The sequence below is a fragment of the Hyphomonas jannaschiana VP2 genome (assembly GCF_000685215.1).
Taxonomy (GTDB): Bacteria; Pseudomonadota; Alphaproteobacteria; order Caulobacterales; family Hyphomonadaceae; genus Hyphomonas; species Hyphomonas jannaschiana.
In genome coordinates, this window is sequence record NZ_ARYJ01000003.1 from 207,453 (window position 1) to 222,469 (window position 15,017).

Below are 15,017 nucleotides of genomic sequence, written 5' to 3' on the forward strand. Positions count from 1 at the left end.
CTGCTCCTGATCCTTTAGCGGAGGGCCTTATACAGGCCTTATGCGTCTTTTGCGAGTTCTTTTGCCTGCTCGACCCAGCCGTCCTTGGCGAAGCGGCCGGAGAGGCTGAGCTGTTCTTCCAGCTCGGCGATCTGAGCGTCGGTGAGGGCAGCGATCTGAGCGAAGGTAGTGATGCCTGCGCCGTTCAGCTTTTTCTCAAGTGCCGGGCCGATACCGGTCAGCTTCTTGAGGTTGTCAGCAGCGCCGGCTTCAGCGGCCGGGGCAGCAGCAGCCGGAGCCGCTTCAGCCTTCGGGGCGTCTTCCGTCTTGGCAGCAGCCTTCTTTGCCGGCTTCTTGGCACCGTCAGCGCTGATTCCGGTGATTTTCACCACGGTCAGGTGCTGTTTGTGGCCGATCGTGCGGCGGTAGGTCTGGCGCTGGCGCTTCTTGCGGGTGATGACTTTATCACCGCGGGTCTGCTCAGCGACTTCACCGGTCACGGCAGCGCCGGCCACGAGGGGCGCGCCAACGGTAACATTTGCGCCTTCGCCCAGCATCAGGACGGTATCGAACACCACATCCTTGCCAGCCTCGGCATTAAGCTTTTCGACAACAATCGTATCGCCTTCAGCGACCTTGTATTGTTTGCCACCTGTCTTGATGACCGCGAACATGTGGTCTCATCCTTCCGGCGTGGAAATAAACGGGATATGCACGGGAGCCGTCACCGGCCCCGCGCCTGAAGCGGGGGGTAAACACTAAAGCGGCAGCGCTGTCAAATATCATCTTCAGGCGTTTTCAGGTGGTTGAAATCCGCGCGCAGTCATTATAGGTGACGGCGCTTCAACACCGGCGCGGAGAGGTGCTAGAGTGGTTGAATAGGCTAGTCTCGAAAACTAGTGAACTCGCAAGGGTTCCGAGGGTTCGAATCCCTCTCTCTCCGCCATCCCTTCTTTTAGCCCTGAAATATCCTGTAGAAGACTGAAAACGCTGGAAAAATCCGGGGTTCGAAAACCCTCATTCTTCTTGTATTTGAGAGGCGAGGAAAACACCAGTTTCAGGACGGTTTGTTTGTCCTCATAGCGCTCACTTTTCCATAGATTACAAGGGTTTGCGAGGAATGACATGGTGAGTTCGAACATTTCGCCGAATGGGCGCTTAGGCTTGCCCGTTTGAGAAAGCTTGTCGGTTAGCGCCAGCTTCTCCTTTTCCAGCTTCGTGATGCGGGTTTCATAAGCCGATACGACGCTGTCGCTTGAAGCCTTCACGATGCGGTCAAGAAGCTGGGCAATCTGAGTCTCACATTGTGTGATCGAGCGCCGGATTGTCTGAGCCATTGCCTGGCCACTTTGGCGCTGTTGCTCCCAAGCGTTCTTGAACATGGCTTGTGTCATCGCGAAGAGCGTCTCCGATGGCTGCAGGTTTTGGAGCAGCGACTCAAACTCGCCTTCAATCTCGGCCTTACGGATCGACTTGCCTTTGGAGGGGCAGCCCTTCGTGTAGCAGTGATAGTAAGGATGTCGCTTCCCGGTCTTGGATTTGGAGTGACTGGCGGTCAGCGGATTTTCGCAATCCGAGCACACAACACTGCCCCGAAGTGGGAAATAAGTATGGAGGTCGGCGCGGGCGGGCGCGTACTTCTTGCCGTTGAGGCGATCTTGAGCCTTCAGAAAGACATCATAGCTCACCAGTCCAGCATGCTTGCCTTTGCGAAGAGGCACACCCCATGTCGGACGTTCGACCATGCCGCCATAAAGAACCCTATTCAGAATGTGCGTGACGCGCTGAGGATGGACTTTGCCATTTGAGCCACGTGGAAATTCCGGGAAGGTTTCGAAGAAGCGGACGATCTCGGCCTTTGACTGGAAGCGCCCGCTGGCCAGTCCTTCGAAGGCGGCCTGAATGATGCTGGCGACAGGTTCGTCGCGCACGAGCACATTGCCATGACCGGGTGTGTGTTTTTGCTTGAAACCCCAAGGGGCCGCGAATGGATAATACCCGCCCAAAAAGCGCGCGCGTTGACGGTGCTTTGTCTGCTCAGCATTCTTCATACGGAAGTGTTGAGAAACCGAAGCCATCATGTTTTCAAGAAGCTGGCTGTCGCTATCCTCACCGAATTCAAAGTTCGGGCTTTCGAGTACACCACCCGCCTTTGCAATTGCGCCGCGTAAGGCCCAGTGCGCATCCGTCCCGCGTGCGAGGCGACTGATATCGTCGATAATGACGCGGAGGTGGTGTTTGCGATTTTTGCGCAAATAGGCGAGCAATTGCTTCATGCCCGGGCGCTCAATCAATGCGCCTGAGACGGCCTTGTCCTCGAAGACCTTCTCTACGCGATAGCCCTTCATGCGGGCATACTCCTCGCACCGGACAGCTTGGCTTTCTGCGCCCTGGCCCTTGGCGACCTGAGCCGCCGAACTGACTCTCACATAGGAAACGGCGCGTTGAAGGGGTGTGAATTGTCCTGTCATGCTGAGACTCCTTCCTCGTCATCCGCGCAGGCAGACGTGACGACATTCTCGGTGATTGCATGAGAATATTCTACCCGATTATGAGCCGGAAGTGGGCTCTGATCGTGGTTTTTCGGAAGTTGTCCACAGGCCGAGCTGGCAGACGGTCTGGCGTCCAGAACCTGCTGCACAGGTGTCAGGCCGTAGCCCAGCTGGACGAATGAGACGACAATCGACCAGAGCATTTCAATGAGCTGGTGTTTGTCTTCTTCGGATATGTCTGCGCTTTCAAGGAACGGCGCATAGGCTTCAAAATTGAGTTCAAGTGTTGGGGTGTATGGTGTTGGCGGGTCTTGGCGATGGTGCACGTGTCCTTTGTCCTATCGTTAGCGGTTATCTTTCATGCGGGCTCCTTTCCTCCTTGAACCACAGCAAATAGGACCATATTCCTATATCAAAATTGCTTATTTTTCAAGGAAAAACTGAATGCTGGCGAGCAACTAGCGTTCTCGGCGGCCTTGGCGGCGGCTGCGTTCGGGCGGGCGATCCTGAGCCGTTCGGGACAAAGCCAGTTCGCGGCGCAGTTCATTCACGCGGTGATGAGCCTGACGCCCCAATTCACTGACGGGCAGCAGATCGCCTGCACTGAAGGCGTTGGTATCGCGCAGCTCGCCGCGCTCATCCTTGTAAGTTTTGGATAAGACCGTGATGAAAAACGGGCCGTTTTCACCTTCGTTGCGGAAGATGCTGGCCTTGAGCGGACCATCGCGCAGGGTCTCGACTGGGGGATTGTTGCTCATATTTTGCCTCCTTGGCTGAGCGGTTGGGTTGGTGAGTTAAATCTGTGGCCGGTATCCTTCGACGTAGGACCAGATGCCGGCAGCGTATTGCGGATAGTGGGCAAGTTTTGAGGGAACGGGCTCGGTGATCACACGCCGCCATTCAGGGCCGTTTGGCGTGGCGATCTGAACGAGGTCCGAGGGCGGATGATATGGATTGGGCAGGTAACGCCCCGCCATCATTGGCTGGGCATAGTAAGGGACGCGATCCGCATAGATTGGCCGGGGAACGCCATCCATCTGAACGTACATCTTGCCGGGCGGTGTGTGCAGGATCTCGTCGGGCGCTCTTAGATGCCGCTGCTGTTTGGAGCGCATGCGGGAGACGCGGCGCTGATGCCTGTATTCCAAAGCGGACCCAAGAAAATCGCCACCGCGAAGAATTGCCTGCAAAGCGCGCTTTCCGGCCTGCCTGGCCTGCGCCTGACGCTGGGAATCGTCATATTCGAGTGTCTGTACGCCCAGTTGCTGGCTGAGGTTCTGCGCCGAGGTGATATCGCGTACAGCGAAATGGACCTGAAGCGCGGCAGATGAAGGGATAATGTGCTCGGCATCCTGACCCACGGCGCGCATTTGCTTTGCGCTCTGGAAGATCGCGACGGGGCGAATGCCAATCCCTGCGCCCACGGTGAAGGCTTCCGTGAGCAAAGGGAATTTTCCGAGCAGCGCGCATTCATCAAGTAGCCATGTCTGGCGCGGGGCGGACGGGGCGCGGGACTTGTACGTGCGCAATGTGAGCAAGATGGCCTTGATGACCATCGACCACTGGCTCAGGAATTCAATGGGTGGGCAAAGATAGATATTATAGGCTTGCTGCCCTTTGGTGACATCCGACAGCTTTGCCGTGAATGGCGGCGAGACCGAGCGCAGCAAAACCGGATCACTCAGGCAAGCAAAGGCTTTGGATAGCTCGCCTAGAATGCCCTGAAACCCGTTGGTAGGGTTTTCACGGGCGGAGAAAATTTCGGCCTCTATGGTCTTTGCATCTTCGTTGCCGGAGCTCCGCATATGCCGGGCGAATGCGTACCATTCCTCATTCTCGCTGATGAGCCAGCCAACGATGCGTTTGACCAATGGCAAGTTGAGCGGCCCGTAGACATCCACAGCTATGCGGCAAACCGCAAACAGATACTCCCGAGCGCGCAGTTCGAAATAAGAGCTATTGGCTGCCCCCGATTGCACGATGGTATTATCAACGAAGCGCTGGATGTCTGACTCGATCAGCGGGTTGTCCGGCGTCAGATGTTCAAGCGGATTGAGTGTGTGTGAGGGCATGCCGTTCAGGCGCGCCGGGTTCCAGTGAAGCGTGTGTTTGCAATCTTCAATCTGGTTTTGGCTGATCGGCGCGATCTCGCACTTGGGGTCAAGGATCACCTGCGTGTGGCGGCAGATGCCAGGGCATACATTGTAAGCCAGCCAGTCCCGAAGTTTTCCGCCTCTGGCCCCGGCTACGAGAATGCAGCCGCCCGCGCCATCATACCAGAGCGGGCGGCCCTTGAAGAACCCGGTGAACAAAGCACCGGGTGTTTGCGTGAAGCCGTCCGCGCGCTCGATCATTGCAGTATTTGCAAAGCCTGCCGAGCCGAAGCGGTCCCTCGCGTTGTTGAAATCCTCGTAACCGTAGGCGTCCACTCTTTAAGGCCTCAGTATTCTGTATCGATGTTGTCGCGATCAAGGATGAGCAGTCCAATCAAGCGCACGCCGAAGGTCATGAGGACAGTGAGACCGAAATACCCGGTCGTGAGGCATAGGCCGCAGATTGGGAGCGCCAAATATTCTGCATCCGGAATGCTTGAAGAGAGGGCGACCCAGTAGAGCCAGATGGAGAAATTCCAGATGCCGGGAAGGCAGAAGAAGAGAATGAGCGATGAAATCGCCTTGGCCAGATAGGTGCCGTTGCCTTCATGCGCATTCCCGCCGGAATTAGAATTATAGGTCATCGCTTGAATATCCTGTCAGGGGTGTAAGGCCGGGCGGCGACATATTCGCCGCCCGTGATCGGGATTCAGCCAGCGGCTGCCTGGCGAAGCTTCCGGTTCGTCATCGCAACACCCAAGAAGTTCATTGCGAAGAGTGCGCTCAGGAAGAACACGGCTGAGCCGAAGCTCGAAGTCCGCTGCGCCCAGGAGGCGGCAGCCCAAAGGACATTGGAGAGCGAGAGCGCAAACAGGACCCATGCGGAGATTTCACCGCGCCTGTAGAGCGCGAGATAACCCGGAATGGCGAGCATGAGACTGCAGAACAACAAACCCGCTACGCCCCCTGTGACGTATGCGCTAAAGCTATTCAGAGCGAAGAACCCGGCGAAGGTGAGCCAGCCGCTATTGCGCTTCCTGTGCTCCTCTTGGAGCTGCCGATTAATCTCGGAGAGTGCTGAGCGATGGCCAGCCGTCTCCGTTCCCGCATCATGCGGGTTGAAGTGTGGTGTCGATGTCATATGATCAGCCCCTCCTATCGGGCTATTTCGACGGTCGCGAAGGAATGGCGGTGGGGGAGCTGCAACTTCCCCACTGCCGAGTTCAGAACGACTAGTTTTTGCCGTTCTTCAGCTTTTTCGCTTCCATCTCGTATTCCTCACATTGTTTCTTGTTGAAATGCGAAGGAGGTTTCGGATGCTTGCCGTTCACATGGTCTCTCCGGGCTTGTTCTGAAGCAGTACTCATTTTGATAGCCTTTCCATTACATGGAGTTGAGGTTGCATCGTCGTCGGTAACGACGATGGTTGCAGTGTACTCATGCGCAAAACGTCGTGAGGGGATTAAGTCGATAAAAACAACACGAATGACAACTTCACTTTGAAGCTTGCAGTTATCAGTGAGCGACCTCGGAATTTGCATTCACACAACCAAAAATGGTAAAATTATCAAAACCCTATAGAGGTGTGTGTGGACAAGGAAATCAGCGAAAAACGGCAGATAGACGCCGATGATTTGAACGTGGAACTGGCCGGACTGAATAATGGCCGGATCGCGCGCTTCCTCGTGGGGGATGATGACCGCCCGAATGGGCAGGAATCCAAGAGAGAGAAGCGCTGGCGCGAATTCCGCACCCAGCTCGATATGCTTTTGAACGATCCCGCGTACAGGGAAGCCTGGGACCGGGCCAATAATCTGCTTTCCAATACGCAAAACAAGTTAGATGCCGCCCTCCTCAAGGTGACGGCGAACATTGAGCGTCTAAGCGAGCTGATGGAAGACTTGGAAGACAAGGCCACAAAGTTGCCGGATGGAACAGCCGTGTTCCGGGCGGCAGACGGGTCTGTCTGGACCAAAGACGGACGAAAGCTTTCGGATGAGGAAGCCTCTAGGCTTGATATTGATGAGAATGCGCCATCCTGGGAGCAGTACAAAGGCGCAAATGATGCCTTGGATAGCGCGCGTACTCGCAGAGATAAATTGATCGGTATTCAGACCGATGTCCTTGATCCAGCGCGGCACAAGTTGAACGATCCCGACAATCCATCCAGCAAAGAAGAAATCGATGACATCGAGAAGAACCTCAAGAAGGCTGATCACGATATCGACGTGATTTCCAATGCCTCCAGCAAGGACCTCTTCGCTTCGGTTTCAGCCGACGAGCCAGAAATGGCGAAGGAACCATTTGAATTAGATAAGTCAGTAAATAAACTCAAAATCCCAGAGCTGCCGCTGTAGGGCGAATCCTATTCACGCATAGCGCCGGGACACTTCATGTTGGCGACAGCCAGAACAGTCGATGATGGCCTTGCGTCCGGATAGCGGCTAAATGCTTTCTCAGTGACAGAAAATACATCGGAATTTGGCGCGGAGGCCCAATCCCATACACATTTCCCCGCACTATCCCCACGATTGACTAGGGAGGTTGCCATGGTCGTGACAGCGCCATGAATCCAATAGCGTCTTTCTGCGCTTGGCAGCTTCATCACATCGGCATTGGTTAGGCGTTCGGAGGGCGCTGAAGCACTCTGCCCAACTGCCACGCCGGGCACAGTCGCTGCAAGCAATGCGGCGCATACAATAGTATTCAGCTTTCTCAATTTCCTTCCGTAAAGAGACGGAATGGAGTAGGGTGAACTCACCGCCGGAAGCGATTGAAATCCTATGGATTTCAATTTGCGAAGGGCTTCATAGGCACCAGTCTCGAAAGGGAAGCCTTGAGAGACGGCAATATGCAGCCGCCAGCGCTATTTTTGACAACTCGCAGGAGATCGCCATGCGCATTGGCTATGCCCGTGTGTCCACGGGCGATCAGTCTCTTTCGCTCCAACTGGACGCGCTTGAAGCGTTCGGATGTGAGCGCATCTATAAGGATCACGGTGTCAGCGCCCTGGCCAGCCGCAGGCCGGGATTGGAGCGCGCTCTCAGAAGGCTCTCGCCCGGTGATGTATTGGTCATCTGGCGGCTGGATCGCTTGGGTCGAAGCTTGCTTGATCTCCTCGATATAACCACAGCCTTGCAGAACCGGGACATCGGCCTCCACTCACTGTGCGAGAGCATCGATACAGCCTCGGCATCCGGGCGATTGATCTTGCAGGTTATGGCCGCCGTAGCTGAGTTTGAGCGGTCTATTCTGATCGAGCGCACTCGCGCCGGGATGGAGGCGGCCAGAGCGCGCGGAGCGAAGTTCGGACGAAAACCTGCACTGGATGGCGAAGAATTGCGTGAGGCATTGTTTCTGCTGAGGCGCGGTATGAAGGTGCCGGAACTCGCAGATCATATGGGCGTCGGGAAATCCACCATGTATCGCTATATTGCCGGATCACCGGGAAGTGATCGGGCGGCTTAGCGTGTGGCGCGCTGGCCCTAGGATATCTTAAGGTGAGCAGTCCTATTAGTTCGTTCTGAACAAGAGGCATTCGGTTTCGGCAGTGAAGAAGTTTACTAGCGAATTACTCCGGGGGCGTCCTTGATCTCGGCGATCATTTTTTCGGCATATCGTGAGAAAAGCTCCGCAACCTCATTGTTCTGAAAGTCCGCCATAGAAGAAGCAATACGTCCGGCAATTTGCAAGGGCGTCTCGTGGGAGTGAAAGTGCAGAATTCTTTGTTCAGTATCCTTGATTTCATCATCCTCTAGGTACATTGCGCTGATTTGAGCGCGGCCCTCTGCGAAAATCTCTAAGACCATTTCGCTCATTGTACCGAATTTGTCCGGTTCTTTCATGCGTATTGTTGAGACTTGCCTGTTAGCTGGCGTATCGGTGAATCCGTCGGAGTTTTCAAGATTTGAGCCAAATTCACTACCAAGAAACGACTTTACAACCTCATCGACGTGTGAGGCGACTTCTTGCGTTCTGAACTGATTTTGAGCGTAGCTCTCAAATACCCCGGATAAAACTTCGTTGCCCATTCATTCCCATAACCTTGTTGTTAAACAATTATATAGGAAATAGAATGTCCGTGCACGAAATAATATTTCGCCTGTTCATAACTTTATTGGGGCATTGTCATTTGCAGGGCGAACACCCCAGAGCATCGCATGCTCGGGGTACTTGGCCTTCAGGACTGTGCCTAGCACGCGGATGCGCTCCCGTGACTCCTCTCTAACGCGTGGGCGAACATTCTGATCAATTGGGCTGCACGCCCAATCGCGGAACCACTCCCGAATGTAGGGGACCTCAAAATGCTCAAGGTCAAGAAATAGCTCTCTTCCGTTCCTGTCCACAATTGAACCTGGATACTGGCAGTACATGTTATAGAGCGCCTCAAGCCACGAGTTTGGATCAACGGCGAGACCCGCGGAAAAATTTCTGACGTCTCTCACGAAGTCAGGGTTTGACAGTTCCTCGTCTGAGACAATTCTGGTCTGGATTTGCTCGCAAAATCCCTTCGACAGGCATTGAACGCACAGGTTCATGGCACACCTCCAATTAAAGCGGTTGAATTTGTTGACAGCAGTAGGCGGAAGCGACGATTTTTGAGTTCCGGAAAGTTACGGAAACAGATTAATGAGTTTTGGCGAGGCCTTTGGAAGGCTAATCAAACAAAAAAGAGGGGTTGAGGGACTGACACAGCAGGCGCTCGCTGTACTTGCGTTCGGCGATGAAGCTTACAAAACGCGGATTTCCGAGCTTGAAAACGGCCGAGTTCTAAACCCTCAAGCTAAGACCATAGATGCTTTGGCTGTTGCTTTGAATATTGCAGAAGATGAGATCAATCAGCTAAGCGCACAGCGCCATGATCCGTATATCGTTGACACTCTAGCTGACTATTTCGACCTCACCAAAAGAGCTGACGCCGAGCTCGAATTGCATACGATGATGGATGGAGCCGTGGCTTTGAGTTACAATTGCCCCTTAAAGGTCCGCATCGTCAGGTTTGAATACTTTGTCGATATGTGTTCACTCGTGATGCTTACCGAAAACAATTCGAGGAGACCTGTGGGAGACAAAGTTCCCGGCCATATTTTGCGACACCTCAACAAGGTCAAATCAATTCGGGTTATTCGATGGGAGCATGGTCCTCAGCCCATGGCTCTTGAGCACACTGAATATCCATTGAAACGAATATCATAACCAAGTGGCTGTTCACACAGACCGCTCTGAGCATAGTTTTCACTTTATCCTCGTATTACGGCATTGCCGTCGGAATTACCTTATATGCGATGCGCGCAAGATGTGCGCTGTAATACAGCGCTATCTTGCCAGGGAGGCGCTGCGCCCTCCCGTGGACCCTCCAGCCATGGCGCATTCCGGCATCGAGCCTTCATGCGCCAGCCAAACGTCCGCCGTTTGATCGCGCTTAGGAAAGGGCCTCCGTGCCCCTTCCCAAGACCCATCCCAGGTGAGCGTATCGCCGCCCAACCACTCGCAAGGAGACTTCGCTCTCCTCTGCACACCATCGACCAAGGGGCCTTCGAGCCCCTTTGGAAACCCTGACCATTTCATGGAGACGCTTTCAGCGCGACCAAGAGCCTGCCCGTGCTCTTTGGAAACATGGGCCAACCCTGCGCGGATTGGATGCCGCCAGCCTGTCTAGGCTGGACCCGATCAACGGCTTTGCTGCTGTTGTAATTGAGCTTGCTCCAAACATGGATCAGTACGCACAAGAATCTGCTATAGGTAGCAAATGGAATCGCCGCCCAAGTCGTTAGGTCTTGATGCCCTGTTTGCTTCTACACTGCTAGGAAGCAGTTTGACGCTTTCAAGCATATCCAATGCGCATCCAGATATCGTTTCTGGAATGGCCTCATGTCACCCAACTAAGACAGCGTCCATCTTTTCGGCATTATTGACTGAACCCCGTCTCCAGGCATCCTGCTTGTTTCTTGAGGTGCTCGTTGCTCTCTCTCTTGTTCATTGCCGGGGCACAAGAAAACCAACGCCAAAAGAAATCCGACGGTGGTTCAATGCTCTTAATGATGGTCCCTGCGGAACAATGCTTGACCCTTCAGAAGACATATTCACGAACACATTGTGCTTGGACGATGGCGAGTACACAATTTTCGAAGGCATTTGGGAAGGTGCGGGATTTTATACTCAGCTAGCGGTTCAAGCTATTTCTTTCCCCCGCTCATCAGACGAAATTTCGTCACTGCGCAAATCAATAACTGCGCTACTGAAGCTTTCTTCTGAAATTGTCCGCCGGAGGATGCTGTCTCGCTATGAGTACGGGGCGAGCGAACCCATCAGGCAAATCAGCCTCAAAGATGCGGAATGGGGGAGACGAAACAGAAGATCCGTTTCTTTCACCCTGCAGGAACTGAAGACACTTGAGGTCGAGCTTGAGGACTTAGCCGCTTTTGGCTTTCTTCCCGATTATAAAAGCAAGCTGGTTGATAGCGTAGTTGGGAACTCTCCGCTTGATCGATACCCACTGGGATATCACAATGAAGAGGTTGTCGTTTTAGCGCCAACGGCGATCTCATCTGCTATACGATATTTTGTCATAGAATTCTTTCAGGCGAATAATGCACTAGAGCACGGGTCTGGCCTTCTCGCATATGCATATCGTGACCTGTTAGATCGTATAGGAATATTTGGAGCATCAAATCGTCCCGATTTGGAATTTGAAAAAACTGACAAAGGATTTTTCTCAAGTGTTGTTAAGGAAGTTGATCTTGGGCGGTGGCTGAACATCGTATTTGTGGTGGATGCTTTCGATGGCTTTGAGGAAGGTGGGCTAGTTGAGCCAGCTAATGACCCTCATCGATTTGACAAAGAAATCAATGCCTCTATCGACCATGCGTATAAAATCGCTGCTAAGTCGCCGAATTTCCGGGAGATGATTACCTTAACTGTGGGGTGTGGTCTTGGTCGTGCTATCAGTCACGCCATCACGGCGAAAAATAGAGAGAAATGGCGACAGTGCTCCCTTTCCGCCTATGACTTGGTAGTTATCAGCCAAATCGACCAGCCCGACCCATTGCTCATCTGGCAGCTGCTTGATGCTCAAGATGCTGTGCATCGCAATGGTGTCCGCCTTCAGAATATCAATGGCTTGATTAACCTTCTGGCGTGGTCGCAATCCCTAGACGGACATCTTGTTCCACATGAGTCTATGCCTGATGACTTCTTCGGCGATAACACCTTTCTCGTCATCGATCAGAATTCGCAGAAGCAACTAAGGTACGATGTTGCGGTCAAAACCGACCGTAGGTTGCTAACTAGTCCCTATGGCGAGCAGCTGGAGATGCGAAAGATCTCGGACGAGCAATTTCCGACGGAACGACACCTCCCGCTATATGGATACGAGGGCTTTCTTGATGGACGTGGAATACCCCTCGCCTATGTGATGAGTGCAGGACAGGTCTGGTGGGGCGAGGTCAACACCCCGACGGCTGAAAGACGTGACCATGCATACGCTCGCTGGCAACTTTTGAAGACGTGGCTGCCTCGACTTGCTGACATTCTTACTCGGCATCTACCTGAGGCTCGCTTGTCTTTTTTGCTGCATCTTACATTCAACGGGAATGTCGGCGATAGCGGTGGTTACGATGCGCCAGGAACGTATGATGCATCTCTGGATGCAATTTCCATCAGCACAGATGCGGATAAGAACGCTGTCTTTTTGGAAATCGGAGAAGGTTTCGAGCATGGTGTTTTTAACGCTGAGAACGTTGCCGAGCGCGCTCTTATGGTCCGTGCAATCCAAGGATTTTTTAGACTCTGTAACGAGCCGCTCCCAGAAGATTTGTTAGAGGAGATTGTATCGGGAGTTGTTCCAAACAGTGATGCACGTCAAACACACCGATATGCATCAATGGAAATACGTGACCTGTTACGCAGTAGACTCCCAAGAAAGCTGATTAAAACAAGTAGAATTGATGAGGGAGCGTTGAAACTTGGTTTGGGCTGGCGCTTTCGAGATCGCTCAGAGGGCGCGTTGATTGAAGGTGTGGAGCCTTGCACTCAGTTTTTGAATAAGGTCACAAGAGAACTTACGAATGATTTGAGAGCAGAAATCGGCAAGTATTCAAAAGACGCGCTCCTAAGGCTTTGCCTCACCAACCATGAGATTGCGGCAGTAGATCGGCAGCAATGGCGTAGAACCTCTAGAGCTATCCTCGCCCTGAGGGATCAATCCCCAGACGCACGCAATGTAATTATCAACAATGAGTTCGAACTCAATGGGATATTTGCTTCGTGCAGAAATGTTGCAGAGATGGCGGTGTGTGACGCGCTGGATGAAGGAGGTTTGCTCCCTGGCAAGCTTGATTTTGCTCGAATGCTCTCAAGAGCCATGCTCATTTTTCACCTTGGAAACAATTCAAACTGCATGCGTTGGGGAGCGATGGAGCCAACAATTAAGATAACACCTCAAGGTGACATCCACGCTAACCACGACTTTTCAGACCAAGTAATTCAGCCCTACGCTCACGCAGGAACGAGCAGCTCTATTGATGAGGATATCAAACGCTATCCGGAGCGGATATTTGACGGACAGCGACCCAAAAAGCAACAAGCGCGCAGCATTGATTTGGAGTTTGAAGCGGCCTTTTTAGCGGAGATGGGGGGATCAATAGAGGAGTATAAAATCCTCATTGAAAGCATAGAAGACCGTGCTTTTGTCCAGCAAAGCCCGATCATAACAGAACGATTGTCGGAATTATCTCAAGTATCAACAGATATAGGAAAGCTCGCCCCTGAAGTGGCGCGCAGGATTATTCAGAGGATGATGCTAGTGCCGCGGCAAACTTGGGACACCATACCCAACGGTTGCTTGGACAAAGATATCCGCTTTTGGCGTTTTAGGCGTCAACTCTCGATTGTGCGCCGTCCATTCTTGGCGCTCAGTGAGCAGAGCGATCCAGTTGTCATGGTTGCGCCTGGCATGTTGCGGGATTCATTCGCATACCTTGTCAGCAACTACTACTCCGCCAGTTTTCCGTTGGAGCAAATTGAGAGTGTAGAAATGCGGCGCTACAAATCGCATACAGATGATATTCGGGGCAGTGAGTTTGAGATTAAGGTTCAAGAGAAATTCGATCTCTTGGGGTGGTCGACCTATCGCGGAAAAACCCTGTCGGAGATACTCGGAGCCAACCTTGACAGGGATTATGGGGATATTGATGTTCTGGCAATCTCTCCGGGGAGAGATAGAATTTTAGTAATCGAATGCAAAGACCTTCTTGAGCGCAAAACACCTGGCGAGATTGCAGAACAGATCAGCAAATTCCAAGGAGTTTCGGCGAATGGAAAGCGGGATTTGCTGCGCAAACATTTAGACCGCTTAGAAAAGCTTCAAGCTGAATCGGGCGCTGTAAAGACGTTTTGTAATGCGGAACGGGATGCGGAAATAGAGGGCTGGCTCGTCTTCAGTAATATTGTCCCTATGCAGTGGGCATGGGGAGAACTTCAGAGTAAATCAAAAATCGTTGTATTTGACGATATTGCTAGGATTTTCCAGTAGAGTTAAGTGCCTTAAAGGTGCGGTCTTAGCTGGTATCGCCGATGATCAAAGCTCTGACATGCAGGCTTATTAGGCTCGAAACCCACCATTGCAATACCATCCGCTTTGAGCGGCTGCCTCATACAGTGCACCTTCCCATGAATTGATACTGAATTCACTACAGCTCAGACTTCGCGTTTCGAGATCTTGCTGTACCGCTTGTGCTCCTACCGCATCATACATGCTGGACAATGATCGGCGGATATTCTGCAGTTGCCGCCCCGCTTGTGAAGCATACAACCTAGAAAGCTTCAGTTTGTCGAAGTGGTTTTGAACTCGTCTTACGGTTACTTGGTCCCAATTGTTTGGGGGATGAACAAAATACGTGGCTCCAGGTGGGCTGCCATTGACAATTTCTGCATACAGCCAGCGATCTGCCGTGATGTCGTCGTAGTACGCATTGAGAAATTGCGAAACTGCATCAGCGGGTGCTGAAGTTCCTTTGTTGTGATTGCAGTCTTTGCAGCAGGGGATGAGGTTAATTGGGGTGACCGCGAGTATCGGATGCCGCTTCTTTGGTAGCGTATGGTCTAGAGTAGAGACCGTATGGTGCCCGCAGAATGGGCATTGGCCATGCACAGCGCTTGCCATGATCTTATCGTACACAGAGTGACCTCGGCTTTTTTGCCGCGCCATATGCCGCGTATAGAGCTGTTCCATCTCACTTGCAGTTACGTCTCCCGCAGCGCCGGCAATGGTATTTGTTCCGGCGGTTAGATAAATCTCTTGAGCTACCCCCCTCGCATCGAACTCGATTTCTGCTGCTGCGATTTGGGGGCGAATACCTTCCAACCGTGTTTTTTGACCCGCATCACTGATACCCTCAATACAGGTATCGAAGGTGCTGCTAGCTGTGATTGTTGGTTTTTGAATTGTCCACAT

General features: G+C 52.7%; 14 protein-coding genes and 1 tRNA gene. 5 read left to right on the forward strand and 10 right to left on the reverse strand.

Annotated features, from left to right (window positions below; genetic code table 11):
• Positions 1 to 38 precede the first annotated feature (38 nt).
• Entirely contained in the window at positions 39 to 653 is a 615-nt protein-coding gene (locus HJA_RS05750; RefSeq protein WP_035579383.1) for a 50S ribosomal protein L21, read from the reverse strand.
• 182 nt (positions 654 to 835) lie between these two features.
• On the opposite strand from HJA_RS05750, the gene HJA_RS05755 reads away from it, so the two are divergent.
• Positions 836 to 925: transfer RNA gene (locus HJA_RS05755), tRNA-Ser, on the forward strand.
• Here the strand turns inward: HJA_RS05755 and HJA_RS18865 are convergent.
• The 6 genes from HJA_RS18865 to HJA_RS05785 form a co-directional block, all read right to left on the reverse strand.
• Entirely contained in the window at positions 876 to 2,450 is a 1,575-nt protein-coding gene (locus HJA_RS18865; RefSeq protein WP_081814578.1) for a recombinase family protein, read from the reverse strand. The genes HJA_RS05755 and HJA_RS18865 overlap by 50 nt on opposite strands.
• On the reverse strand, positions 2,447 to 2,797 hold the full coding sequence (locus HJA_RS05765; RefSeq protein ID WP_035579388.1) for a hypothetical protein: 351 nt from the start codon (positions 2,795 to 2,797) through the stop codon (positions 2,447 to 2,449). The genes HJA_RS18865 and HJA_RS05765 overlap by 4 nt, the downstream gene beginning before the upstream one ends.
• A gap of 132 nt (positions 2,798 to 2,929) precedes the next feature.
• Positions 2,930 to 3,229: a hypothetical protein gene (locus HJA_RS05770; protein WP_035579390.1), complete on the reverse strand. Its 300-nt coding sequence runs from the start codon at positions 3,227 to 3,229 to the stop codon at positions 2,930 to 2,932.
• 36 nt (positions 3,230 to 3,265) lie between these two features.
• Complete coding sequence (locus tag HJA_RS05775; RefSeq protein WP_035579392.1) at positions 3,266 to 4,900, reverse strand: type IV secretory system conjugative DNA transfer family protein; 1,635 nt, start codon at positions 4,898 to 4,900, stop codon at positions 3,266 to 3,268.
• A gap of 11 nt (positions 4,901 to 4,911) precedes the next feature.
• Complete coding sequence (locus HJA_RS05780) at positions 4,912 to 5,208, reverse strand: hypothetical protein (RefSeq protein WP_035579394.1); 297 nt, start codon at positions 5,206 to 5,208, stop codon at positions 4,912 to 4,914.
• A 65-nt stretch (positions 5,209 to 5,273) separates the two neighbouring features.
• Positions 5,274 to 5,705, reverse strand: coding sequence for a hypothetical protein (locus tag HJA_RS05785; protein ID WP_035579396.1), 432 nt, complete (start codon positions 5,703 to 5,705; stop codon positions 5,274 to 5,276).
• 448 nt (positions 5,706 to 6,153) lie between these two features.
• Here HJA_RS05785 and HJA_RS05790 point away from each other — a divergent pair, with 448 nt between their 5' ends.
• Positions 6,154 to 6,921, forward strand: coding sequence for a hypothetical protein (locus HJA_RS05790; protein WP_035579398.1), 768 nt, complete (start codon positions 6,154 to 6,156; stop codon positions 6,919 to 6,921).
• A gap of 538 nt (positions 6,922 to 7,459) precedes the next feature.
• A complete protein-coding gene (locus tag HJA_RS05795) occupies positions 7,460 to 8,032 on the forward strand; it encodes a recombinase family protein (RefSeq protein ID WP_035579400.1) in 573 nt (190 codons plus the stop codon).
• A 95-nt stretch (positions 8,033 to 8,127) separates the two neighbouring features.
• Here HJA_RS05795 and HJA_RS05800 read toward each other — a convergent pair whose 3' ends face one another.
• Both HJA_RS05800 and HJA_RS05805 read right to left on the reverse strand, forming a co-directional pair.
• Positions 8,128 to 8,595: a hypothetical protein gene (locus HJA_RS05800; RefSeq protein WP_035579402.1), complete on the reverse strand. Its 468-nt coding sequence runs from the start codon at positions 8,593 to 8,595 to the stop codon at positions 8,128 to 8,130.
• Positions 8,596 to 8,670: 75 nt separating this feature from the next.
• On the reverse strand, positions 8,671 to 9,102 hold the full coding sequence (locus HJA_RS05805; RefSeq protein ID WP_035579404.1) for a hypothetical protein: 432 nt from the start codon (positions 9,100 to 9,102) through the stop codon (positions 8,671 to 8,673).
• Positions 9,103 to 9,193: 91 nt separating this feature from the next.
• On the opposite strand from HJA_RS05805, the gene HJA_RS05810 reads away from it, so the two are divergent.
• On the forward strand, positions 9,194 to 9,760 hold the full coding sequence (locus HJA_RS05810) for a helix-turn-helix domain-containing protein (protein ID WP_035579406.1): 567 nt from the start codon (positions 9,194 to 9,196) through the stop codon (positions 9,758 to 9,760).
• A 553-nt stretch (positions 9,761 to 10,313) separates the two neighbouring features.
• Positions 10,314 to 14,096, forward strand: coding sequence for a hypothetical protein (locus HJA_RS05815; protein WP_155839873.1), 3,783 nt, complete (start codon positions 10,314 to 10,316; stop codon positions 14,094 to 14,096).
• Positions 14,097 to 14,165: 69 nt separating this feature from the next.
• On the opposite strand, the gene HJA_RS18515 is transcribed toward HJA_RS05815, so the two are convergent.
• Positions 14,166 to 15,017 (reverse strand): HNH endonuclease, encoded by an 852-nt coding sequence (locus HJA_RS18515; RefSeq protein WP_155839874.1) that lies wholly within the window; start codon positions 15,015 to 15,017, stop codon positions 14,166 to 14,168.